Raw genomic sequence first — 22649 nt, 5'->3', positions numbered from 1 at the left:
GTGAGGGTGTCACGCCAGGCGCAGCGCGTCCAGATCCTTGGCCAGCATCAGCGCCAGCGCCTCGACGACGAGATTGTGGTCGTCGCGCTGCGGCAGACCGGAAACGGTCACCGAGCCGATGCAGCCGGTGCCCTTGACATTGATCGGGAAGCTGCCGCCGTGGGGCGCGTAATCGGCATCAGACAGACCGTTATCCGCGATCGTCTTTCCCTTGGCCTTCAGGTCGAGGCCGATGGCATAGCTGCTGCGGAAATAGCGCAGCACCAGATTGCGCTTGCGGCGCACCCATTGGACGTTGTCGGGTGTGACCCCGGGAAGAGCCACATAGAAGACCGGCATCGAATGCAGGTTGATATCGATCGCGATACCCAGACCACGCTCCGAACCGAGCTCCTGCAGCAACTTGCCCAGCTGCCACGCCGTCGCCAGATCGAAACTGTCGAAGCGCAGCACCTTCTCCTGCTCGGCAATGCGCGCAAGATCGTCGTCCGGCATGGTCATGTCTGCTTCCTCTCCTTAAATGCTTTTTGCTGAGCATCGCCAGGAGAGCGAAAAAGTAAAGCGGAATCGTGGTGATCCGGCCGCGCCGGAGATGCCTGACACGACATGGGAAAATGGCCGAGGGCCGCCTTCACGGAACCGCGACCGGCCGGCCTCACCCCGCTGCCTGCATCGGCGCGAACCGGCTCATCTCGCCGGCAAAGGGCTTGGCAAGCGGCGCCGCGTAGGAGCCGCGCTTGCTGGTCGAAAGACCAAGCGACACCAGCGCCTCTGCCTGCTTGACGGCCGCCGCAACGCCGTCGACCACGGGCACGCCGTAGATCTCCCGCAGGTCGCGCGCCAGATCGGTCATACCGGCGCAGCCGAGCACGATCGCTTCCGCGCCATCCTCCCTGAGCGCCCGCTCGATCTCGGCACGAAGCTTGCCGATCGCGCCCGACGCTTCATCCTCAAGCTCCAGCACTGGAATGTCAGACGCGCGGACCTTCGCCCGGTCCCCCATGCCATAGCGGCGCACAAGATTGTCGATCAGCACCCGCGACCGCTCCAGCGTCGTCACCACGGTAAAGCGCTGCGCCAGGAAGCCGGCGGTGGCGACGGCGGATCCGCAAAGCCCGAGCACCGGCACGTCGGCGAAGCTGCGGGCTGCCTCGAGCCCCGTATCGTCGAAGCAGGCGATCACGGCCGCATCATAGGTCCCTGCCCGCTCCTTCAGCTCCATCAGCAGCCCGGGGATGGCGAGCGCCCCGTCATAATGCCCCTCGATCGACACCGGCCCCATTCTCGAGGTGGCGGCGATGATCTCGGTGCCGGAGGCGGCGACGAGCCGTGCGGCGGTCGCCGCCTTCTCGGTCATGCTTGATGTCGTGTTCGGATTGACGATGAGAATACGCATGGGATCAGCTTGTCTTTGCCTGGCGCCCGCGCAGCAGCATCATGATGCCGAGCGCGACCAGAATGATGGTGAAGGAAAACAGCGTCGTCACCGTACCGAGCGCGTAGAGCACCGGCGTCGTCACGTTGGTCGTCATCCCGTAGATCTCGAGCGGCAGCGTGTTGTAGCTGCCTGAGGTCATCAGCGTGCGGGCGAATTCGTCATAGGAGAGCGTGAAGCCGAACAGGCCGACGCCGATCAGGCTCGGCGCGATCATCGGCAGCACGACATGCACGAAGGTCTGCCACGAACTCGCCCCGAGATCGCGCGCCGCCTCTTCATAGGCCGGCGAGAAGCGGTTGAAGACGGCGAACATGATCAGCACGCCGAAGGGCAGCGTCCAAGTCAGATGCGCGCCGAAGGCCGACGAATACCAGGCCGGCTTCAGCCCGCCCTGCTGGAACACGACACCGATGCCGAGCGAGATGATGATCGACGGCACCACGAGGCTGGCGACCGTCGCGTAGAACAGCAAGGTCGCGCCACGGAAGCGACGGCGGAAGGCAAGGCCGGCCAGCAGCGACACCACGACGGTGACCACCATGACCATCAGGCCGAGCGAGAAGGAGCGGCGGAAGGAAGCCCCGAAATCGCCCACCGCCTGCTTTTCGAACAGGTTGTAGAACCAGTGGACGGAAACGCCGTTGAGCGGGAATGTCAGGCCGCCATCCGGCCCCTGGAAGGACAGGATCAGGATCGCCGACAGCGGGCCGTAGAGGAACAGCACGAACAGGATGAAGAAGGCGGCGAGCACGTAGAATTCGAGCGTGCGCTTTTCGTGGCTCATCTTAAAGCTCCTTGCGGATATCGACGACGCGCAGGATGGCCGCGACCATCATCAGCACGACGATCAGAAGCACGACGGCATTGGCGGCGGCGGCCGGATATTGCAGCAGCGACATCTGGTTCTTCATCATCAGCGCCACCGAGGCGCTCTGCCCGCCGGACATGACCTGCACCGTCGAAAAATCGGCCATGACGAGCGTGACGACGAAGATCGAACCGATGGCGATGCCGGGCTTGGCGAGCGGGATGACGACGTTCCAGAGGATCTGCCAGCCACTGGCGCCGGCATCGCGCGCCGCCTCGAACAGCGAGCGATCGATGCGCATCAGCGTGTTGAAGATCGGCGTCACCATGAACAGCGTGTAGAGGTGCACCATGGCGAGCACCACGGCGAAATCGGAATAGAGCAGCCATTCGATCGGCTGCGGGATGATCCCCATCTCAATCAGCGCCGAGTTGACCAGCCCGTTGCGGCCGAGCACGGGAATCCACGAAATCATGCGGATGATGTTTGATGTCATGAACGGCACGGTGCAGACGAGAAACAGGATCATCTGCGTCGATGTGCGGCGGATGTGGAAGGCGAGGAAATAGGCGACCCAGAAACCGATGAAGACGGTGAGCGCCCAGACGATGACGGTGAATTTCAGCGTGTTGAGATAGGTCTTCCACGTCACCCACGAGCCGAGCGTTTCGGTATAGTTCATCGTCAGGAAATCGGGATAGAGACCGGCGAAGTCGTAATCCCAGAAACTGACGACGGCGATCATTGCGATCGGCAGGATGAAGAAGAAGCCGAGGATCAGGATCAGCGGCACCGCCTGCAGATAGGAGGCGGCCCACGGCGCCAGCCGAAAGCCCGGGCTGCGCACCCGCTCGGTCGTCTCGTTTGTCTCTGCTGAAGCGATCGTCGCCATCGCTGATCCCTTTTCCAGTTGGCATTGCGTTGCGTGACGCCCCCTCTGCCCTGCCGGGCATCTCCCCCACAGGTGGGGAGATTGGCTGGGTGCAACCGCTCGCTCCACGCTCATTGCTTGCGTGGGGAGCAGGCCACGGGTCGATCTCCCCCCTTGTGGGGGGAGATGTCCGGCAGGACAGAGGGGGGTAACCCACGGCAGAACCTCCCCTCCCGCGATTGGAAGGGGAGACCCCAGATCGCCCTAAGCCGCGATGAACTCGTTCCAGCGGCGAACCATGTAGCGGTCCTCGTCCATGACGGAGTTCCAGCACGCGACGTTGCCCATGCGCTCTTCGAACGAACCACCGTCGCGCACCGCGCCGGCCTTCTCCATGACCTTGCCCTCGGGCGAAAGGATATCGCCCTGGGCGGCCTTGCCTTCGATCCAGTAGCCCCACTCGTCCGCCGTCATGAAATTCTTGGCGGTATCCATGCAGGCAGAGTAGTAGCCTTGGCGGTTGAGGTAGCCGCCGACCCAGCCGGATGTGTACCAGTTGATGTACTCGTAGGCGGCGTCGAGCTGCGCGCCCTTGAGGTGCGAGGCAAGACCGAGACCACCGCCCCATGAGCGGTAGCCTTCCTTGAGCGGCTGATACTTGCAGGCGATCCCCTTGGAGCGGACGGCGGCGACGGCGGGCGACCACATGGACTGGATGACGACCTCGCCCGACGCCATCAGGTTGACCGACTCGTCGAACGACTTCCAGAAGGCGCGGAACTGGCCGTCCTGCTTGGTCTTGATCAGGAACTCGATCGTCTTGTCGATCTCTTCCTTGGTCATGTTGCCCTTGTCGGCGTACTTGATGTTGCCCAGCGCTTCCATGATCATCGCGGCATCCATGATGCCGATCGACGGAATGTTGATGATCGAGGTCTTGCCCTTGAACTTCGGGTCCATGATATCGGCCCAGCTGGTGATATCGCGGCCGACGAGGTCGGGGCGAATGCCGAGCGTATCGGCATTGTAGATCGTCGGCATCATGGTGAAGAGTTCGGTTTCGCCCTTGGCGAAGGTCTTGGCATCGGCGCTCTCGACATAGCCGACGGTATGCGGCGCGGTACCCTGCGCGATCACGCTGTCCGGTTTCAGCTTGCCGTTCTTGAACAACGGAACGACCTTGTCGTAATATTTCAGCTTCTTCACATCCATCGGCTGGATGACGCCGGTCGGATAGACCTTCTTGAGGATCCAGTATTCGATGTCGGCGATGTCGTAGCTGTCGGGCTGGGTGACGGCACGCTGGGCGGCGGCGTCGGAATCGGTCGCCGTCATCTCGAGCGTGATGCCGAGGTCCTTCTTGCACTGTTCGGCGACGGCGTTGATGTTGGAAACGCCGGTGCCGAACTGGCGAAGCGTGATGTTCGACTGCGCCCAGATCGTCGGGAAGCCGGTAATGAGCCCGGAGCCGGCGGCAGCGCCAAGCGCTGCGGCGCCGGTCTTCAGCAGGCCGCGGCGCGACACGCCCTTGTCCATCAGACCCTTCCCGGTGGTTTTCGTTGTATCAGTCATGTCAGTTCCCTCTGGTTTTTGTGGTAATTGATAGTCATGCCGAAACGCGGCCCAGGAGAACGGCGTCCTCCAGTGCCCAACTCAGGGACACCGCATCGCCGACCGATGCGGGGTTGGCGAAATAGTCGCCATCGCTGGCGATGACCGTGAAGTCATCGCTGCCCGCGCCGACCACGGTGATCTTCACCGAGGCGCCGCGATATTCGATGTTGGAGACGATACCGTTGAAGCCGAGCGTCTTGTCGGTGGCGCTGGCGAGGCGAACACGGTCGGTGCGGATGCCGATATCGACGACCTCGCCCGCAAGCCTGCCCTCGCCCCGCACCGAAAACGTCTGCCCCTCAGGCACCTCGAGCGTCAAAACGCCGTCGCCAACGGATCTCACGCGACCCGTCAGCACGTTGTGATCGCCCATGAACCGCGCCACGAAGGCGGTGGCAGGCTCCTCGAACACCTTGCGTGGGGTCGCCGCCTGCTCGATCTTGCCGTCGTTCATGATGACGATGATATCGGCGAGCGCCATCGCCTCTTCCTGGCTGTGCGTCACATGCACGAAGGTGATCCCCAGCGTCTTCTGCAGCTTCTTGAGCTCGGCACGCATGCGGATCTTCAGGAACGGATCGAGCGCCGAGAGCGGCTCATCGAGTAGCAGCGCCTCCGGGTCGGTGATCAGCGCCCGGGCAAGCGCCACGCGCTGCTGCTGGCCGCCGGAAAGCTGCGCCGGACGCCTGTTGGCATAGGCCTCCATCTGCATCAGCTTCAGCATCTCCAGCGCCTTGGCCCGCCGCTCCTGCTTCTCCACGCCCTTCATCTTCAAGCTGAAGGCGACGTTGTCGATCAGGTCGAGATGCGGGAAGAGCGCGTAGGACTGGAACATCATCGCCGTGCCGCGCTTGGCCGGCGGAAAATCGGTGACGACGGTGTTGCCGAGGCGAATATCGCCCGATGAAATGCTCTCGTGCCCGGCAATCATCCGCAGCGTCGAGGTCTTGCCGCAGCCCGATGGTCCCAGGAAGCAGCAATAGGAGCCAGCCGGTATCTTCAGGCTGATCGCATGCACGGCGGTGGTTGCGCCATACACCTTCGAAACGGATGCTATATCGATCTCTGCCGCTTTCGACATCGTGTCTTCCCCTGTTCGAGGAAGACGATGCATTCGCCGTGCCAGTTTCCGCGAGGGGGTATCAAGCCTCTAGGAAGATTGAGTTTTCGCCCAAAACACACGAATGACCAAAAATAGACCTCCGCGTATGCCTGCACATCAAATAGGCTTTCGTCTGCAATTTACGCAAAAAATCGTATACGATTTGACGGCTCGATTGATTGCAAATTCCGTTTAACTTTCCGGCCGATTGTGGCTATCATCGACCGGCCACAGGACATCCAGCCTCATGAACCCGACCTCCAGCGCGCTTCCGACGCCCGACGAGCCGACAGAAACCGGCACGCAGCAGATCCGCGACGCCATTCGGGACGCGATCGTCGAACGTCGCCTGTCACCGGGGACCAAGCTGTCGGAAAGCGATGTCGGCAACCTCTTCAACGTCAGCCGCACACTGGCGCGCGCGGCCCTGCAGGCGCTCTCCTATGAGGGTCTCGTCAGCGTCGAAAAGAACCGCGGCGCCTTCGTGGCATACCCCTCGCCCGACGAAGCGCGCCAGATCTTCGCCGCCCGCCGGCTGATCGAGCCCGGCATCCTGCGCGAGGCAGCGGCCAGGATCACGCAGTCGCAGATTCAGCACCTGCGGCAGCTGCTGCTGGAGGAGAGCCGCTTGATCGGCGAGCGTGGACAGACGGCCCGGCGCGCCGAAATCAAGGCATCCGGCGATTTTCACCTGACGCTCGCCGCGATCTCCGGCAATACGATCATGCAGCGCTTCATGGAGGAGCTCGTGGCCCGCTCCTCCCTTGTCATCGCGCTCTACGGCCAGTCGACCATATCGAGCTGCGGCCACAACGAGCATGGCGACATCGTATCGGCGATTGAAAACAAGGATCTCGACCACGCCTGTCACCTCATGCTTCACCACATCGCGCATATCGAGGCCGACCTCGATCTGCGAGAACGCAAGGGACAGGGATTGAAGGAAGCGTTCGATCTTTAGACCGCGCGCGGGGCATCAAGGGCGCGCCCGCAAGATCGTGTAAAACCCGCGACCTCGATCGGGGCTCGGGCGAGACGCGACCGCCGTAGCGGCCGCGTCATCGAAAATCAACCGCGCGAGCGGCGTTCGTCGGGAACGGCGGCAACGGCCACGATATCGGGCGTTCCGGTCGCATGCAGGCGCTTGCGCACCAGCACGCCCATGACGCGGGCGGCGGTCGAAAACGTCATCTGGTCGAGCGGGCCTTCGCCCTCCCAGGGTTTCGTCAGTCGCTCGGTCACGGCGCCGACGATATTCATCGGCACGATGTCGTCGCACTGGCGCATGGCCTCGAAGACGCTACTGATCGGAACAACCCGGCCTTCGAACGTGACGATCGGTTCGGTCAGTTCCGTATCCCACTCTTCAAACGCATAAAGAGCATCGCGAAAGAGCTCTTGAAGGGTGAACGGGGCGTGCCCATTGTGAAGTGGCGGCAAGGCATTCGACATGTCTGTCTCCTCTTTGCAGGGATAAAGCCAATTCCTCCTCATCGGTCCGCACTAACGCCGGAAGCAGAACTCAGGTTCCCGACCGGACCGAATAACACGATCGATGTTATAGTGTAATATACGCGTGATAAAGCGCTTTTTCTGCCCCGGCCTGGCGAGCGCGGCGGCCGCAAAGATAAGCCGTTGATATTCAAAGGAATATCAACGGCAATCTTTTGGTAACTTAAATTAACGGATATGGGCGCCGCGCTACTGCGCGATCGCGAATGTAACGTTGACGCTGATGTTGTAGCTGCTTTCGCCACCCTGGATCGGCACGGCTGCATCGGCCTCCGTCTTCATCATCGCCGCCCGCATGACGGGCATCGGCTGCGGCCGCGGCCCGTTTTCGTTGATCTCGATGACGTTGCCGAGCTTGACGCCGGCGGCGGACGCAAGCGTCTTGGCCCGCGCGACGGCGTCGGCCACCGCGTTCTTGCGCGCTTCTTCCATGGCGCTGTCCGGCTTGTCGTTGGTGAACTGGATATCACCACCCTGGTTGACGCCGAGCGTCACCGACTGGTCGATGATCCCACCGAGCTTCGAGAGATCGCGCACCCGGACCGTCAGCGTGTTGGAGACCTGGTAGCCGATGAGTTCGGGCGGCAGCTGCTGCCCGTCGGTCCCCTGCGGATAGCGATATTGCGGCTGCACGGAAAAGCCCGATGTCTGCAGGTCGCGCTCGGCGATGCCGGCCTTCTTCAGCGCGGCGAGCACGTCGCTCATCGCCTTGTTGTTGCCGTCGAGCGCCTCGCGCGCGGTCTTCTCCTGCTTGACGACGGAGAAGGTCAGGACAGCCATGTCGGGCGCCATCGTCGCCCGCCCCTCGCCGATCACGCTGATGACCGCCTGGCGCGGCGCATCGGCCGCGAACGCCGGCACAGAGGCCGCGACAAGCACGGGCAGGCTGAGAAGGAGACCGGCGGCAAAGCTTTTGGTATTCGGCAATGGCATTGTTTCACTCCGCGATTGTGACTTACCGATCCCTCTTGCCGTTTGATTGTGAAGCTATTGCGGCAATGACTTGTGACCGCTCTGAAATTGCGTTAGACGCAACGAGCACCGGCGAACCATTGCGCCGCTGCCAGGCGCCGTCACAGTCGCCAGGGCCTGTAGCTCAATGGTTAGAGCCGGCGGCTCATAACCGCTTGGTTGGGGGTTCGAGTCCCTCCGGGCCCACCATCTATTTCCAAAGGCTTAGCAGGAATTTACGCAGTTCCGCTAAGCCCTTTTGCGTTTTGGGCTGCGGTTACAACAGCGTTTGCCAGACCAGGTGCTTCAGAATTCGCGGCATCGAGCGTGATGCTCGACCAATTGCAGCCGAGTGAGGCAGCGCTGTGATAATTAAAAGCTGCGCTGAATGGCTTTCAAGCCGATTGACAGAGGACGCTTTGTTCGCAATGTGGCTCGCGTCAAGGTTGGGGAATCTTTTATGCATAAAACAACTATCGCGGCATCGGCCCTCGCCGTGCTGCTAAGTTCCTGCGTCCAGTCCAGCACCATGCGGGTCTCGAGAAACCAAATGATCATCCAGACGAGCGCGGAGCCGATGTGCGGCAGTGTTGGCGCGGCTAAGGCGGCACAGAAACAGGCTGCCGTCGAGACCATCAAGGCGGGCTACGATCGCTACATCATCACGTCAGCAGCAGCGGCGAACAACGTCACCGCAACCCAGATGCCAGGAAACTACAATACCTATGGCACCATCAACTCCTATGGCGGATACGGCACGGTCAATGCGACGACAACCTATACGCCAGGGCCGATCATCTACGGCGGTTCGCACGACCAGTCCATTGGGATCGTAATGTTCAAGGATGGCGAACCAGGCAGCAGCCAGGCTATATCCGCTCGTGACATCCTTGGCCCCAAATGGGCGGTGATTGTCAAGGATGGAGTGAATCTCTGCAATTAGTGGCCTGCTCGAACAAAGCATGGCTGATAGCGCAACGGGCTCATCGTTCGATCGCGGCTAGCGCTGTAAGATGCTCGGATTGTCCGGTGGCGCGCACGATCGGGGTTGAGCCCTGCGTCACCTTTCAATGCCCGAGCACCCCTTTATGCGTCACACGCCCCCCACCGCCTCGGCCACCGCAATCTCCGCCATCTTCAGCGCCGCTTCGCGGCTCCTGGCGGCGGCGATGAAGCGGCCGTTGTGGCAGAAGCTGGCGCCTTCAACGCCGCTTACGGCTTCGAGGTCGCCGTTGGTGAGGCCCGCCCAGGCGGCCGGCAGGTCGGCGCGCAGCGTAAAGCCCTCCTCCTCGCGGCGGATGCCGGTCACGCACCAGTCCTTGTCGCGCGGGTGGACGACGAAGAGCAGGTGGTCGGCGCCGGCCTTGACGATGGCGGGGCGGAAGGGCATGCCCATCGGTAGTTCCAGCACACGGCTTTCGCCGGCAGCGATGATCGCCTTGTGCACCAGCGCCTCCGCCCTGCGCTTCGCAGCACTCTTTGATATCCGCGCCTCGACGAAGCTGCGCGCGATGGCGAGTGTTTCGTGAAAGGCGCGGTCGTCGGCGCCGGGATCGGTCTCGTCGAAGACCGGCTTCAGCGTTTCCAGGAGTGCCGGCAGCGTCAGCCCGGCAAGCGGCCCGGAGGGGCTGAGCGCGCCATTGTCGGTAAGATCGATCGGCAGCACGAAGCTGCCGTCGAAAGAGGCGTGGATATCGTCGATATCGGCCTCGGGAATATCGGATGCGGCCAGATAATCGCGCCCGTAGTGCTTCCAGATCAGGCCGAACGAGCTGTAGGGCTGGCCGTCTTCGCGCAGCGGCGCGCCACGCTGGTGGTGGTCGAAGATGCGCGCCGCGGCGTCGTAGGCGCCGCCGACATCGTAAATGATCCGGTCGGGCCCCGGTGTGATCCATTCCGGCGCACGGCTGCGCATGATGCGCGCCTCGGGAAAGAGCTTCGTCAGAATGACGGTGGAGAGCAGTTCGTCGGCATGGAAGCCACCGGAATGCGTGACGAGAAATTCAGGTTTCATGCGGCGGCGCCCTCTTGTCTGCGGATCATCCGCATATGGCACCAGATAGCCGTTGGCGCATACGACCTCAACCCGCGCGAGGCGCATTTTCATGCACTGATGCTGCACTGCATCATGCAATCGGATGGATTGCCGCACGTCGCAGGCCATGTCCTTGAACCCGGCCGAAGGTTAAGGTTTGCTTTCATGCGGACATCCTGAATATCACGAAACGGTGAATTTTACGCTTGCCATCGGCAAACGCCCGCGCGAGTATCACCGTCTAAGCATGATAGTGACGGGAACCACACGTGCCTAAAACGGGAATAATAGCGGTATCCGGGACATCCATGTCCCACCAGTGCATTTTCACGGCCGATGACGGTGGCGGTAAAATCCGCGGCTGTCCGCGCTTTCTCGGAATGATCTTCGGGAAGCCAAGCGTGCGCCTCGCCGACACGGCGAACGGAGGATGGGCCTCCATCGAACTCGGCAAGGTGGATCGACGCGGCAATGCGACGTTTCGCTGGCGCTAGCATCGTCTGACCTTCATGTGCTGCCCGACATCAAATGGATGTGGCGCCTGACACGAGGGAACAAAATCCGCGCTCCGGCCGTTGAAACGGCATCGCCGTATTGCGGCTTGGAGGGGCGCGGAGGCGCCGGCATCGGATGGCGCGTCAGACCTATTGGAAGGGTTATCTCAAGCTGTCGCTCGTAACCGCGTCGGTATCGCTGACGCCGGCGACCACGGATAGCAACCAGCTGCGGTTTCATGTGCTGAACCGCAAGACCAGAAATCGCGTAGAAAGCCGCTATGTCGACAGCGTCACCCATAAGCCGATCTCGGACAAGGATCAGGCCAAGGGCTATCCCCGCGGCGAGGACGACTATGTCATCCTCGAGGACGACGAGATCAGCGAGGTCGGGCTGGAGAGCACCCGCACGATCGACATATCGAGCTTCGTGCCGCGCGGCTCGATCGATTGGATCTGGTACGACAAGCCGCATTTCCTGGCGCCGGAAGACAAGGTCGGCGTCGAGGCTTTCTGCGTCATCCGCGAGGCGATGAAGGCAAACGATGTCGTCGGCATCGCCCGTCTCGTTCTCTACCGCCGCGAACGCGCCGTGCTGCTGGAGCCGCAGGGCAAGGGCATCGTGCTCTGGACGCTGCATTTCGGCGACGAGGTCCGCGAGCCGGCCGGGACCGTCGATCTTGCTGCCAAGACCGACCAGAAGGTGCTGGCGCTGATGAGCAAGCTGGTGAAGGACCGCACCGAGGAATGGAAACCCTCGATGGTCACCGATCCCGTGCAGAAACGCATCCGGGCGATGATCCGTGCCAAACAGAAGAGCCTGCCGAAGCCCGTGGCGGCAACAAAGCGCCCGCCCGTCAAATCCACCGGCAACGTCGTCAACATCATGGACGCGCTGAAGAAGAGCATCGCCAAGGATGGCGGACGGTCGAAGCACTAGCTCGGCACATATTTCAGGCGATCGTCACTTGCGCTTTTCAAGCGGCGCGGCGGCCTTGAAGAAATCGGCCCAGGGATCGCTTGCCAGCGAATTCATCCGCGACGGCGTGTTGTCGACCGTGAAATAGCCCGGGCCGATCTCTCCCGTCAGCTCCTTCCAGTCGAGCGGCATCGACACGGCGGCACCCGGCCGGGCGCGGGTCGAATAGGCGGCGACGGCGGTGTTGCCGCGGCCGTTGCGGAGATAATCGATGAAGATCTTGCCGTTGCGTTTCGCCTTGGTGGCGGTCGCCAGATATTTGTCCGGCTGATCTTTCGTCATCGCGTCCGCCAGCGCCTTCGCGAAGGCCTTGACCTGCACCCATCCGGCCTTCGGCTTCAGCGGCGTCACCACATGGAGACCTTTGCCGCCGGAGGTCTTCACGAAGGCAGCCAGCCCCGCCGCCTCGAGCCGCTGCTTCAACTCGTGGGCCGCAGCGATCACCTCGGCCCAGGCGACATCGTCGGCCGGATCGAGATCCATGGTGATCATGTCGGGCTTCTCGAAGCTCGCGGTCGTCGCCCCCAGGGGTGGATCTCGAGAACGGCGGATTGCACGAGCGCCACGAGCCCATCGAAATCAGCGATACGCAGCAACTTTTCGCCACCCCTGTCCTTCGGGTCCGCGATCTCCTCGATATGGGCGTTCATTCCCTTCCAGGCATGCTTCTGGAAGAAGCGCTGGCGCCCGGCAATACCGTCAGGGCAGCGCAGCAGCGCCAGCGGGCGGTTGACCACGAAGGGCTCCATGAAGCGCCAGACCTGCGCGTAATAATCCGCAAGTCCCTGCTTGGTGATGCCCTGATCCGGCCAGTAGATGCGATCGGGGTGGGTGAGCGCGACGTTCGATTGCGGCGCCGGATCGGCCTTGCCTTTTTCGGTCTCGCGCATCACATCCCCCGCCGCCTTGTCCTCGCGCAGCCCGCGAAACGCCGCATGCCGCAGATTGCCGTCCGCCGACCATGCCTGAAACTCCACATCCGCCACAAGCCTGGGCTTGACGTGGACAAGCCCGCGCCGCGCCTCGGCCGACAGAGCGTCGTCGAAGGCGGTTTTCGCCTGCCGGTCCTGCGAAAGACGGTCATGCAGCATTCTGGCGGTCGAAACCGAGAATCCGGTGCCGACGCGTCCGACATAGTGAAGCTTGCCGCCCTTGTAATAGCCCATGGCGAGCGAACCGATGGCATTCTTCGTCGCCGTCGAGGGCACGAAGCCGCCGATGACGAACTCCTGCCGTTTCGAGCACTTGGACTTGATCCACTCGCCCGTGCGCCCCGAGCTATAGGCGCTGTCGCCGCGCTTGGAAATCACCCCTCCAGCCCCAGGCCGCAGGCATGGTCGAGCACGAGCGAACCCTTCTCGGTGAAATGGCTGCTGTAGCGCAGTGTCGGGTTATCAGGAGCCAGAAGCGTTTCCAGCAATGCCTTGCGGGAAAGCAGCGACACCTCGCGCATGTCGTGCCCGTCGAGATGCAGGAGATCGAAGGCGTAGAACACGAAGCGGTCCTTGCGCCCTTCGCTGAGATCGCTCTGCAGCGCGGAAAAATCCGAAGCGCCATTGTCGCGCTCGACCACCACCTCGCCGTCGATCAGAGCAGATTGCACCGGCAGGTCCGAAAAAGCTTTCGCAAGCGTCTCGCCAAACCGCTCCGTCCAGTCCAGGCCCGTGCGCGTCAGCATCGTCACCTTGCCGTGGTCGATCCTGATCTGCAGCCTGTAGCCATCGAACTTGATCTCGTGCACCCACTCGTCGCCAACAGGCGGTTTCGGCTTCAGCTTGGCGAGCGCCGGCTCGACGAAGTCAGGGAGGCCGGCCTTGACCGCACCGTCGGGCCATTGGCGCGGTTCGGCCTTGGTCTTGGTCGCCCTCGGCTTGGGATCCGACGACTTGGTGCGCCCCTTCCCGGCCTCACTGCTGTCCGTCCCCTTGGGCCGCGAGTGCCAGGCGGCATCCGGGTTCTTGGCCACTTCCTCGATCTTGCGGCCGGTCTTTGCCGATTCAGGCCGCAGCTTCAGGATATCGCCCTTGACGCGCGCTTCCTCGTCCTCGGCCTTGATCAGCAGCCAGTTCTCCCGGGTTTCGCCGGGCTTGCCGTGCATCCGCACCAGATGCCAGCGACCCTTCAGCTTGTCGCCATCGAGGTCGAATTCCATGTGGCCCTTCTTGTAGGCCTTGCGCATGTCACCATACGGCGCCCATGTGCCGCGATCCCAGACGATGACGGTGCCGCCGCCATACTCGCCCTTCGGGATGATGCCCTCGAAGTCGCCATAGTCGAGCGGGTGGTCCTCCACATGCACGGCCAGACGCTTGTCGTCGGGATTGAGGCTCGGCCCGCGCGTCACCGCCCAGCTCTTCAGCACTCCGTCCATTTCCAGCCGGAAGTCGTAATGCAGCCGCGTCGCGTCGTGTTTCTGGATCACGAAGCTCAGCGCGTTGCTGTCGCGCGCCGTAGAGGCACGTTTTCCTCCGCGCGGCTCCGGCGTCCGCTTGAAATCGCGCTTGGCGTGATAGGTCTCGAGCGCCATGGTCAGCTCGCCCTCTTCGAGCCGCCGTTACCGCGCGCGGCACTCCTGGCGGATGCCTTGCCCGCCGTCTTGCCACTCGTCTTCCCACTCGCCTTGCCGCTCATCTTCGCGCTCTCGCGCAACGCTTCCATGAGGTCGATCACCTTGCCCTTCGGCTCGGCCGTGCGCTTGGGCAGAGCCCTGCCCTCGATCTTCGCCTGCACCAGTTCGGCAAGCGCCGCCTCGTAGCGATCCTCGTAGTCCCTGGGATTGAAGCTGCCTTTCTTGGTGCCGATGATATGGCCGGCGAGTTCGATCATTTCCTTGTCGAACTTGATATCGGGAATATCCTTGAAAACCGTCTCGGCGTTGCGCACCTCGTAATCGTAGTTCAGCGTCGTCGCGACGATGCAATCGTCCTGCGGCCTGATCAGCACGGTGCGCGTCTTGCGGAACAGAACAGCCTCACCGAGCGCGGCGACCTTCCGGTCCCCCATCGCCCGCGCGATCAGCGCCAGCGCCTCCTCGTCGTCCTCGCTGACCGGCGCCAGATAATAGGGCCGGTCGAAATAGAGCTTGTTGATCTCGTCGTAGGGAACAAACCCCTGCACGGTCAGGAGCTTGTCGCTCTCGGGGGCGAAGGCGGCAAGCTCCTCGCCCTCGATCATGACGTAGTCGCCGCTATCCAGCCGATAGCCCTTCACCTGGTCGTCGCGTTCCACCGGCTTTCCCGTCTCGCTGTCGACGAACTGCCGCTCGACGCGATGGCCGGTCTTGCGATTGATGATGTTGAAGGAGATGCGGTCGGCGACCGATACCGCGGTGTAGAGCCCCACCGCGCAGACGAGATCGCCCACCTTCAGATGCCCCTTCCAGCTTGCCCGCGCGGCCATGTCTATTTCTCCCGCCCCGTGTTGCGCCGCCGGCGCTGATCAAGCGTCACGATCTTCTCCACCGAGGCGATGTCGTCGCTGGTCACGAAAGGAACCGGATCGCCGGCGATCGCCTCCAGCACGTCGCTCGACAGCGCGCCATGGCGGATCGCCCACTCCAGCGTTTCGCGGGTCTCACGCTCGGCCTTCAGCTGCGCGTAGAGCGCGATGATCAGCCGGTCGCGTGCATCGAAGTGGCCGCGTTTCTCATCGGTTTTGCGGACATGCGCCATCGAAACCTGCCTCCCTTGCCGGTTGGAGCAGTAACCGGCCAGCGGCCGGAAAGTTCCGCGCATCCCTCACATGTCCAACTGTCGCAGATCTGAGACAGGTCCGGTCACCGCCTTGATGCCCAAACGGCGGCTTACATTGCGGCGAGTTGCCAAGGACGTGTATTTTCGTCACACTCCTGTCGATGATCTGTGGTGGTAGGAGCTGCAGCTCTTGATGGGAGGAACCCCGATGCACGAACACTCTGCGCATGCGGAGCATGTCTACACGTGCACGCAGCGCGATTCAGCCGCGGCAAGTTCTTCCGTGGTCGCCTCCTGGCGCCGCTGCATCGCCATGCACCAGCTGGCGCCGGAAGAGCGGCGCGCGCCGCTCCGCCTCATGGATCAGGAGTTCAGGCAGGCCCGCGAACAATCCGAACAGCTGATCGCCAACGCCACCGACGAACTCGACCGCCTGTTCACCACAGCGGGCAAAGCCGGCTGCTGCCTGCTTCTGACCGACCGCGATGGCATCGCGCTCGAGCGCCGCGGCGCGATCGGCGACGACAAGGAGTTCCACGATCTCGGCCTCTGGACCGGCTCGGTCTGGACCGAAGCCAGCATCGGCACCAACGGCATCGGCACGGCGCTGGCCGACGAGCGCTCGGTTTCGATCTTCCGCGACCAGCACTTCTTCTGCTCCAACATCAAGCTCAGCTGCACGACCTCTCCGATCCGCGATCATCGCGGGCAGCTGGCGGCCGCGCTCGACATCTCGACCTGCCGCGACGACGTCAACGAGATGACGCTCGGCATTCTCGCGCAGATGGTGCGCGATGCCGCCATGCGCATCGAGATCAATCTCTTCCGCAGCGCCTATGCCGGCGCCCGCTTCGTGATGGTGCCCTCGGGCACCAACCCGACCGCGGCGCTTCTGGCCGTCGATCGCCACGACCTCGTGCTCGGCGCCACCCGCGCCGCGCGCCTGGCGCTGAAGCTCGACGACCGCAGCATCGCCGCCGGCATTCCGGCGGCCGATGCCCTGCACGAGACCCGCATGTCCGACGACGAGGATCTCGTCGAGGCCGAACGCGCGGCATTGCTGAGGGCTCTGACCCGCTCCAGCGGCAACGTCTCGCAGGCGGCGATCGCGCTCGGCATGAGCCGTGCCACGCTGCATCGCAAGATGAAGAAGCTCAATCTGCACTAGGGTCAAAACTCAATCAGGATAGGGGTTCTGCAAGCTGTATTTTGTGTCTGAGTAGGAGGAGAGGTGCGGGAAATGCCCATCATTTTCAAACCTTTCCGACGCCCGCAGGCACAAAATACAGCTTGCCCGCAGGGTTGGCGATGACGGGCCGCCTGATCGCAACCAATGCTCGACAAGACCAGAAGGTCTTGCCTTGCGCTTGTTTGCTTCCATCCAATCCCGTCATCGTCAACAGGACCCCTATCCTGATTGAGTTTTGACCCTAATCCTGTTGTAGGCGGCACTGATGTAGCAGCGATGCGACACTGTGCGCTGCGGTATCGCCGGGTGCCGCTATATCCCGACACAAAAGACGCGCAGATTTCCTCCCACGGGTTCGCGTCCGAACCTGGCTCATCTCAAGGGAGGATGACATGCTGCATCAGAAAATCGTCGAGTCGCCGTTCAAGCTGAAATACGGGAATTATATCGGCGGCGAATGGCGCGAGCCGATCGAAGGCAAGTATTTCGACAACATCACCCCGGTCACCGGCGGCAAGCTCTGTGAAATTCCGCGCTCCAGCGAAAAGGACATCAACGCGGCGCTCGATGCCGCCCATGCCGCCAAGGACAAGTGGGCGCGCACCTCGGTCGCCGAGCGCGCCAATATCCTGATGAAGATCGCCCAGCGGATGGAGGACAAGCTGGAAGTTCTGGCCCAGGCCGAGACCTGGGACAACGGCAAGCCGATCCGCGAAACCATGGCCGCCGACATTCCACTCGCAATCGACCACTTCCGCTACTTCGCCTCCTGTGTACGCGCCCAGGAAGGCTCTATCGGCGAAATCGACAACGACACCGTCGCCTATCACTTCCATGAACCGCTCGGCGTCGTGGGCCAGATCATTCCCTGGAACTTCCCGATCCTGATGGCCGCCTGGAAGCTGGCGCCCGCTCTTGCCGCCGGCAACTGCGTCGTCATCAAGCCAGCTGAACAGACGCCTGCCTCGCTGCTCGTCTGGGCCGAGATCATCGGCGACCTGCTACCCCCAGGCGTTCTCAACATCGTCAACGGTTTCGGCCTCGAGGCCGGCAAGCCGCTGGCGTCGAGCCCGCGCATCGCCAAGATAGCCTTCACCGGCGAAACCACGACGGGCCGGCTGATCATGCAATATGCCAGCCAGAACCTCATCCCCGTCACGCTCGAACTCGGCGGCAAGTCGCCGAACATCTTCTTTTCCGACGTGGCCGACGAGGACGACGACTTCTTCGACAAGGCGCTGGAAGGCTTTGCGATGTTCGCGCTGAACCAGGGCGAAGTCTGCACATGCCCGAGCCGCGCGCTGGTGCATGAAAAGATCTACGACCGCTTCATGGAACGCGCCGTCAAGCGCGTCGAAGCCATCGTCCAAGGCAACCCGCTCGACAGTGCCACGATGATCGGCGCCCAGGCTTCCAACGAGCAGATGGAAAAGATCCTCGCCTATCTCGACATCGGCAAGCAGGAAGGCGCCGAAGTCTTGACCGGCGGCTCCCGCAACGACCTCGGCGGCGAACTGGCGAGCGGCTACTACATCAAGCCGACGATCTTCAAGGGCCACAACAAGATGCGCGTGTTCCAGGAAGAGATCTTCGGCCCGGTCGTGTCGGTCACGACCTTCAAGGACGAAGCCGAAGCGCTGTCGATCGCCAACGATACGCTCTATGGCCTCGGCGCCGGTGTCTGGACCCGCAACGGCAACCGCGCCTATCGCTTCGGCCGCGAAATCCAGGCCGGCCGCGTCTGGACCAATTGCTACCACGCCTACCCGGCCCATGCGGCCTTTGGCGGCTACAAGCAATCGGGTATCGGCCGCGAGACCCACAAAATGATGCTCGACCACTACCAGCAGACCAAGAACATGCTGGTCAGCTACAGCGAAAAGAAGCTCGGTTTCTTCTGAGCCTTTTCGACAGCAGGGAGGGCATCCGCAACACCCCTCCCTGCCTCTTTCTCCACAAGTCTTCCACGAGCGAAAATGGGCTCTATTTGAAGTCGTGCGTGTGGCCCCCTCATCTCCGGTGCAACGCGTTGCACCTGACCTGCCGGCACCTTCTCCCCGCTGGGGAGAAGAGACTCATGGCCGACGCGGCATTCCCCTTCTCCCCTCGGGGAGAAGCGTGGCGGCAGCCGGATGAGGGGGCCACGAACGCATCTGGAGGAGAGAAAAGCACCGCATACGGAGGAGAACGCAATGGACACCACAGTCAACGGAGAACCCCGCGTTCTCGCAACCGACGCCGCCGTTGCCCTGATCGACGAGATCAGGCGCGATTATCCCGACATCCTCTTCCATCAGTCCGGCGGCTGCTGCGATGGGTCTTCGCCCATGTGCTATCCGGCCGACGATTTCATCGTCGGCGACCATGACGTCAAGCTTGGCGAAATATCGGGCGTCCCCGTCTACATCAGCGCCAGCCAGTTCGAAGCTTGGAAGCACACGCAGCTGATCATCGACGTGGTGGCCGGACGCGGTGGAATGTTCTCGCTGGATAACGGCCGAGAAAAGCGCTTCCTCACCCGCTCGCGCATGTTCGGCGGTGGCGAGGCCTGCGCGATCCCGGGCGTGCAGAGAGTTGTCTAGTGCTTGCGCACCTTGCCCGTCGGAATGGCCGAAGAGGTGACCGAAACCGGATCGCTCGCCGGGAAGCTGTCCTCCAGCCCCTGCGCCAGCTGATCCTCCATCTCGTCCATGTCGCCGGCGGCGCGAGCGCTTGGCTGTGCCTCGCCGGCTTCCACGCTCGAGAGCGCGGTGGTCTCGTCGAAGGATGCCAGTTCGCCCATGACGGCCTTGGCCCGGTCGATCGCGTTGTTCGACGTCAACGTCCGATCCATATCCTTGCGCAACTGCACGGACACGACCTCGCCGCCCTTTCCGACGAACTCGACCGTAAATCCTCGTCTCCCGCCCTGCTCCGGAATGACCTGCGTGCCGATGACCTGCATGAAATGTCTCCTTTGCACATTTGAGGAGACAACGGCGGCCATCCGACAAAGTTCCGCGAGACCCGCCCCACCGGCAGTGCAAGACGGAGCGCCACCGCGCGGCCAAAAAAAAAGCCACCGCTCGTGACGGTGGCCGTAGTCATGAAGGTTCTTAAAAACCTCCAGAGGGGAACAGTTGCGTCATCGACCAGCGAGGCCAGCCGACTGCATAAGCAACTATAGGTAATAGTAGCCCCCTATCGTAAAAATTCAATCAATTGGCGGCTGAATTTATCGAGGGACGTAAATCATATTTCCAGATCCGCCCCAAAACGGGGGATAATTTACCACTTTCAGGTTGCAACCCCCCTGAACCCATCGACATCAGCGCTGCACCAGGGCGGTTGATTCGCGCAGGATCAGCTCGACCGGCCAGAGCTCGTGGATCTCCAGCGGCGATCGGCCGGATACCAGCTGCAGGACCAAATCCGCGCAGCGCGTGCCCGCCGCGCGCATCGATGACCGCGTCGCCGACAAGGAGGGCGCCATGTTGTCGGCCGTCAGATAGGGAAACACGTCGTCATGGGCGATGACGGAGACCTCGCGGCCGACCTGCAACCCGAGCGAGCGAACCGCGCGATAGACCCCTAACGCCGTCATCATCGAGCCCGCGACGATCGCCGTCGGCGGATTGGCCTGCTCGAGCAGCGAGCGGGCGAAGCGAAAGCCGAGCTCGTCGGTAAAATTGCCGCTGGCGATCAACTGTGGATCGAGTTCGACCCCACGGCTCTGCAGCGCGTCGCGATAGCCCTTGTCGCGATGCAGCGCATAGGTCGCGCCCGGGCGGCCGTTGATCATGGCGATCCTGGTATGGCCGAGATCGATGAGATGCGAGGTCGCGCGGCGCACCGCGCCCTCGTTGTCGATGTCGAGCCAGGCATGCGGCACGTCGATATCGGATCGGCCGTGGACCAGAAACGGCATGCCGAGCCTGTGCAGCAGCGCGATGCGCTCGTCGTTGGGGCGCGGCGAATGCACGATGATCGCGTCGACCCGCTGGCTTTCCACCAGCCGCCGGTAGAGCTGCATCTCGTCGTTATGATCGGGGTCGGCCATGGGAATGACGAGAATGTCGGTGTCCTCGGCCACCAGCCTCTCGGCCATCCCCGCCATGAACTCGGCGAAGTGAAACTCGCCCGCCCGCCCCATCACCACGCCGATGGCACCTGCCCGCCCGGTCTTCAACCTGACGGCATTGACGTTCGGCCGATAGCCGAGCCGAACGGCCTCTTCCGCCACGCGCGCCCGGGTCACTTCGCTGACTTCGGGATAGCCGCTCAGCGCGCGACTGACCGTCGTCGGCGACAATCCGAGCTGTTTTGCGAACTCTCTAAGCTTCATGCACCGACACGTCTTTCATCGCCCGCTATTGGATCGTTCCCACACCCTATAAGGCAATCCGTCGATATTTGGCACAAAATCCGCATATCGGCCAAACCGATTTCAAATTTCGACCGCCATCCGTGTTTGACGCTCGACGTTCTCCACATCCATCGAGCCTCGCACCCAATTGTTTTTGCAAGATAAATCGCTGCTTTGGTTCGAGGCGGACACCTGAAGAACTACCCGCTTGACTTGATATCGGGCTTCTGACAACTTTTTCCAACCAAATCGTTTTCAAATTAGAGGACGCTATGGTTCTTTTTGGGAGGAAGATCATGAAGTTTCGTCTTACGACGGCCGTCATCGCGGCCGCGCTCATCGGCACGGCCCTGCCGTCGCTGGCCGCCAACATCAGCATCTCTGCAAGCTCCACCGGCAAAAACCTCGACCTGTTCCGCAAGCAGCTCGACGCCTTCGAAAAGGCGACCGGCAACAAGGTCAGCATCGTCACCATGCCGTCCTCGTCGACCGAGCAGTTCTCGCAGTACCGCCTGTGGCTCGCCGCCGGCAACAAGGACGTCGACGTCTACCAGACCGACGTGATCTGGGCGCCGCAGCTGGCCGACCAGTTCCTCGATCTCAAGGACGCCGCCAAGGACGTCGCGGGCGATTTCTTCCCCTCGATCATCCAGTCGCAAACCGTCAACGGCCGCCTCGTCGCCATGCCGCTCTATACCGACGCGCCCGCCCTCTTCTACCGCAAGGACCTGCTCGACAAATACGGCAAGCAGCCGCCGAAGACCTGGGACGAGATGGCGGCGACCGCCAAGGAAATCCAGGACAAAGAGCGCGAAGCCGGCCAGAAGGACCTCTGGGGCTACGTCTTCCAGGGCAACGCCTATGAAGGCCTGACCTGCAACGCGCTGGAATGGATCAAGTCGTCAGGCGGCGGCCAGATCATCGAGACCGACGGCACCATCTCGATCAACAACGAGAAGGCCGCGGCCGCCATCGAGCGCGCCAAGGGCTGGGTCGGCACCATCTCGCCGGGCGGCGTGCTCGCCTACCAGGAAGAAGAATCGCGCGGCGTCTGGCAGACCGGCAACGCCGTCTTCATGCGCAACTGGCCTTACGCCTATGCGCTCGGCAACGGCCCTGACAGCGCCGTCAAGGGCAAGTTCGATGTCACCACGCTGCCGGCGGCCGCCGAAGGCGACAAGCCATCCTCGACGCTCGGCGGCTGGAACCTCGCCGTCTCGAAATATTCACAGAACCCCGAGGTGGCGATCGAGCTCGTCAAGTTCCTGACGTCGAAGGAAAGCCAGAAGCAGCGCGCCATCGAGCTCTCCAACCTGCCGACGCTGTCAGCACTTTACGACGACAAGGACATCGCCGCCGCGGCACCCTTCATGCCGAACTGGAAGCCGATCTTCGAAAACGCCGTGCCGCGCCCCTCGGCTTCGGCCAAGGTCAAGTACAATGAGGTCTCCGCCAAGTTCTGGACCGCCGTCCACAACACGCTGTCGGGCAACGGAACGGCCGCTGAAAACCTCGAGCTTCTCGAAGCCGACCTGACGTCGCTCAAGGGCGACAACTGGTAATCCATCGATGCGCCGGCGGCGGGCTTTCCGCTGCCGGCGCTCCGAAGGACGCCATCG

Annotated in this window: 21 protein-coding genes, 1 tRNA gene and 1 pseudogene; 8 read left to right on the top strand and 15 right to left on the bottom strand. The window is 62.4% G+C overall.

What is annotated here, in order from left to right; all coding sequences use genetic code 11:
- Positions 1-9: 9 nt before the first annotated feature.
- The 6 genes from P3R82_RS13850 to P3R82_RS13825 all read right to left on the bottom strand — a co-directional run bounded on the left by P3R82_RS13850 (position 10) and on the right by P3R82_RS13825 (position 5812).
- The gene (locus P3R82_RS13850; protein WP_283194265.1) at positions 10-501 is read right to left on the bottom strand and encodes a heme-degrading domain-containing protein; all 492 of its coding nucleotides are present in this window, start codon (positions 499-501) and stop codon (positions 10-12) included.
- Between the two features lie 154 nt (positions 502-655).
- Positions 656-1396, bottom strand: a complete 741-nt coding sequence (locus tag P3R82_RS13845; protein WP_283194264.1) for an aspartate/glutamate racemase family protein — start codon at positions 1394-1396, stop codon at positions 656-658.
- Positions 1397-1400: 4 nt separating this feature from the next.
- On the bottom strand, positions 1401-2222 hold the full coding sequence (locus tag P3R82_RS13840; protein ID WP_283194263.1) for an ABC transporter permease: 822 nt from the start codon (positions 2220-2222) through the stop codon (positions 1401-1403).
- Between the two features lies 1 nt (position 2223).
- Complete coding sequence (locus P3R82_RS13835) at positions 2224-3138, bottom strand: ABC transporter permease (protein ID WP_283194262.1); 915 nt, start codon at positions 3136-3138, stop codon at positions 2224-2226.
- A 243-nt stretch (positions 3139-3381) separates the two neighbouring features.
- On the bottom strand, positions 3382-4689 hold the full coding sequence (locus tag P3R82_RS13830; RefSeq protein WP_283194261.1) for a PotD/PotF family extracellular solute-binding protein: 1308 nt from the start codon (positions 4687-4689) through the stop codon (positions 3382-3384).
- A 34-nt stretch (positions 4690-4723) separates the two neighbouring features.
- Positions 4724-5812 (bottom strand): ABC transporter ATP-binding protein, encoded by a 1089-nt coding sequence (locus P3R82_RS13825; protein WP_283194260.1) that lies wholly within the window; start codon positions 5810-5812, stop codon positions 4724-4726.
- Positions 5813-6080: 268 nt separating this feature from the next.
- Between P3R82_RS13825 and P3R82_RS13820 the strand changes: the two genes are divergently transcribed.
- The gene (locus P3R82_RS13820) at positions 6081-6794 is read left to right on the top strand and encodes a GntR family transcriptional regulator (protein WP_283194259.1); all 714 of its coding nucleotides are present in this window, start codon (positions 6081-6083) and stop codon (positions 6792-6794) included.
- 107 nt (positions 6795-6901) lie between these two features.
- Here P3R82_RS13820 and P3R82_RS13815 read toward each other — a convergent pair whose 3' ends face one another.
- Together P3R82_RS13815 and P3R82_RS13810 are read right to left on the bottom strand one after the other, a co-directional pair.
- On the bottom strand, positions 6902-7285 hold the full coding sequence (locus P3R82_RS13815) for a hypothetical protein (RefSeq protein ID WP_183899181.1): 384 nt from the start codon (positions 7283-7285) through the stop codon (positions 6902-6904).
- A gap of 249 nt (positions 7286-7534) precedes the next feature.
- Complete coding sequence (locus tag P3R82_RS13810) at positions 7535-8278, bottom strand: SIMPL domain-containing protein (RefSeq protein ID WP_283194258.1); 744 nt, start codon at positions 8276-8278, stop codon at positions 7535-7537.
- A 152-nt stretch (positions 8279-8430) separates the two neighbouring features.
- On the opposite strand from P3R82_RS13810, the gene P3R82_RS13805 reads away from it, so the two are divergent.
- Together P3R82_RS13805 and P3R82_RS13800 are read left to right on the top strand one after the other, a co-directional pair.
- Positions 8431-8506: transfer RNA gene (locus tag P3R82_RS13805), tRNA-Ile, on the top strand.
- A gap of 178 nt (positions 8507-8684) precedes the next feature.
- On the top strand, positions 8685-9239 hold the full coding sequence (locus P3R82_RS13800; protein WP_283194257.1) for a hypothetical protein: 555 nt from the start codon (positions 8685-8687) through the stop codon (positions 9237-9239).
- Positions 9240-9389: 150 nt separating this feature from the next.
- Here P3R82_RS13800 and P3R82_RS13795 read toward each other — a convergent pair whose 3' ends face one another.
- A complete protein-coding gene (locus tag P3R82_RS13795; protein ID WP_283194256.1) occupies positions 9390-10310 on the bottom strand; it encodes an MYG1 family protein in 921 nt (306 codons plus the stop codon).
- 651 nt (positions 10311-10961) lie between these two features.
- Here P3R82_RS13795 and P3R82_RS13790 point away from each other — a divergent pair.
- Positions 10962-11765, top strand: coding sequence for a Ku protein (locus P3R82_RS13790; RefSeq protein ID WP_283194255.1), 804 nt, complete (start codon positions 10962-10964; stop codon positions 11763-11765).
- Between the two features lie 24 nt (positions 11766-11789).
- Here P3R82_RS13790 and ligD read toward each other — a convergent pair.
- The 3 genes and pseudogenes from ligD to P3R82_RS13775 form a co-directional block, all read right to left on the bottom strand.
- A pseudogene (ligD, locus tag P3R82_RS13785) lies at positions 11790-14331 on the bottom strand (DNA ligase D).
- Between the two features lie 2 nt (positions 14332-14333).
- Positions 14334-15203, bottom strand: a complete 870-nt coding sequence (locus tag P3R82_RS13780) for a Ku protein (protein WP_283194254.1) — start codon at positions 15201-15203, stop codon at positions 14334-14336.
- A 2-nt stretch (positions 15204-15205) separates the two neighbouring features.
- Positions 15206-15475: a hypothetical protein gene (locus tag P3R82_RS13775; protein ID WP_283196341.1), complete on the bottom strand. Its 270-nt coding sequence runs from the start codon at positions 15473-15475 to the stop codon at positions 15206-15208.
- A gap of 229 nt (positions 15476-15704) precedes the next feature.
- On the opposite strand from P3R82_RS13775, the gene P3R82_RS13770 reads away from it, so the two are divergent.
- Positions 15705-16664: a helix-turn-helix domain-containing protein gene (locus P3R82_RS13770; protein ID WP_183899240.1), complete on the top strand. Its 960-nt coding sequence runs from the start codon at positions 15705-15707 to the stop codon at positions 16662-16664.
- 85 nt (positions 16665-16749) lie between these two features.
- Here P3R82_RS13770 and P3R82_RS13765 read toward each other — a convergent pair whose 3' ends face one another.
- Positions 16750-16896 carry a hypothetical protein gene (locus P3R82_RS13765; RefSeq protein WP_283194253.1) on the bottom strand — a complete coding sequence of 49 codons (147 nt, stop codon included), beginning with the start codon at positions 16894-16896 and terminating at the stop codon, positions 16750-16752.
- 181 nt (positions 16897-17077) lie between these two features.
- Here P3R82_RS13765 and adh point away from each other — a divergent pair, with 181 nt between their 5' ends.
- Positions 17078-18586: an aldehyde dehydrogenase gene (adh, locus tag P3R82_RS13760; RefSeq protein WP_283194252.1), complete on the top strand. Its 1509-nt coding sequence runs from the start codon at positions 17078-17080 to the stop codon at positions 18584-18586.
- Between the two features lie 291 nt (positions 18587-18877).
- Positions 18878-19267 (top strand): DUF779 domain-containing protein, encoded by a 390-nt coding sequence (locus P3R82_RS13755; RefSeq protein ID WP_283194251.1) that lies wholly within the window; start codon positions 18878-18880, stop codon positions 19265-19267.
- Here the strand turns inward: P3R82_RS13755 and P3R82_RS13750 are convergent.
- Entirely contained in the window at positions 19264-19629 is a 366-nt protein-coding gene (locus P3R82_RS13750; RefSeq protein WP_283194250.1) for a hypothetical protein, read from the bottom strand. The genes P3R82_RS13755 and P3R82_RS13750 overlap by 4 nt on opposite strands.
- 363 nt (positions 19630-19992) lie before the next feature.
- A complete protein-coding gene (locus P3R82_RS13745) occupies positions 19993-21009 on the bottom strand; it encodes a substrate-binding domain-containing protein (RefSeq protein ID WP_283194249.1) in 1017 nt (338 codons plus the stop codon).
- A gap of 317 nt (positions 21010-21326) precedes the next feature.
- Here P3R82_RS13745 and P3R82_RS13740 point away from each other — a divergent pair, with 317 nt between their 5' ends.
- Positions 21327-22592, top strand: coding sequence for an ABC transporter substrate-binding protein (locus P3R82_RS13740; RefSeq protein ID WP_283194248.1), 1266 nt, complete (start codon positions 21327-21329; stop codon positions 22590-22592).
- Positions 22593-22649: the final 57 nt, after the last annotated feature.

The organism is Rhizobium sp. AN80A, assembly GCF_030053015.1.
Lineage (GTDB): Bacteria > Pseudomonadota > Alphaproteobacteria > Rhizobiales > Rhizobiaceae > Rhizobium > Rhizobium metallidurans.
Note: the sequence above shows the minus strand (reverse complement) of the source record. Positions and strands in the feature narration are given on the sequence as shown.

Coding starts and splice junctions, on each gene's coding strand:
- P3R82_RS13810 (WP_283194258.1), bottom strand. CDS start 8,278: ATGCCATTGCCGAATACCAAAAGCTTTGCCGCCGGTCTCCTTCTCAGC.
- P3R82_RS13795 (WP_283194256.1), bottom strand. CDS start 10,310: ATGAAACCTGAATTTCTCGTCACGCATTCCGGTGGCTTCCATGCCGAC.
- adh (WP_283194252.1), top strand. CDS start 17,078: ATGCTGCATCAGAAAATCGTCGAGTCGCCGTTCAAGCTGAAATACGGG.
- P3R82_RS13780 (WP_283194254.1), bottom strand. CDS start 15,203: ATGGCCGCGCGGGCAAGCTGGAAGGGGCATCTGAAGGTGGGCGATCTC.
- P3R82_RS13825 (WP_283194260.1), bottom strand. CDS start 5,812: ATGTCGAAAGCGGCAGAGATCGATATAGCATCCGTTTCGAAGGTGTAT.
- P3R82_RS13750 (WP_283194250.1), bottom strand. CDS start 19,629: ATGCAGGTCATCGGCACGCAGGTCATTCCGGAGCAGGGCGGGAGACGA.
- P3R82_RS13745 (WP_283194249.1), bottom strand. CDS start 21,009: ATGAAGCTTAGAGAGTTCGCAAAACAGCTCGGATTGTCGCCGACGACG.
- P3R82_RS13755 (WP_283194251.1), top strand. CDS start 18,878: ATGGACACCACAGTCAACGGAGAACCCCGCGTTCTCGCAACCGACGCC.
- P3R82_RS13850 (WP_283194265.1), bottom strand. CDS start 501: ATGACCATGCCGGACGACGATCTTGCGCGCATTGCCGAGCAGGAGAAG.
- P3R82_RS13770 (WP_183899240.1), top strand. CDS start 15,705: ATGCACGAACACTCTGCGCATGCGGAGCATGTCTACACGTGCACGCAG.
- P3R82_RS13740 (WP_283194248.1), top strand. CDS start 21,327: ATGAAGTTTCGTCTTACGACGGCCGTCATCGCGGCCGCGCTCATCGGC.
- P3R82_RS13845 (WP_283194264.1), bottom strand. CDS start 1,396: ATGCGTATTCTCATCGTCAATCCGAACACGACATCAAGCATGACCGAG.
- P3R82_RS13820 (WP_283194259.1), top strand. CDS start 6,081: ATGAACCCGACCTCCAGCGCGCTTCCGACGCCCGACGAGCCGACAGAA.
- P3R82_RS13800 (WP_283194257.1), top strand. CDS start 8,685: ATGGCTTTCAAGCCGATTGACAGAGGACGCTTTGTTCGCAATGTGGCT.
- P3R82_RS13830 (WP_283194261.1), bottom strand. CDS start 4,689: ATGACTGATACAACGAAAACCACCGGGAAGGGTCTGATGGACAAGGGC.
- P3R82_RS13840 (WP_283194263.1), bottom strand. CDS start 2,222: ATGAGCCACGAAAAGCGCACGCTCGAATTCTACGTGCTCGCCGCCTTC.
- P3R82_RS13775 (WP_283196341.1), bottom strand. CDS start 15,475: ATGGCGCATGTCCGCAAAACCGATGAGAAACGCGGCCACTTCGATGCA.
- P3R82_RS13790 (WP_283194255.1), top strand. CDS start 10,962: ATGGCGCGTCAGACCTATTGGAAGGGTTATCTCAAGCTGTCGCTCGTA.
- P3R82_RS13815 (WP_183899181.1), bottom strand. CDS start 7,285: ATGTCGAATGCCTTGCCGCCACTTCACAATGGGCACGCCCCGTTCACC.
- P3R82_RS13835 (WP_283194262.1), bottom strand. CDS start 3,138: ATGGCGACGATCGCTTCAGCAGAGACAAACGAGACGACCGAGCGGGTG.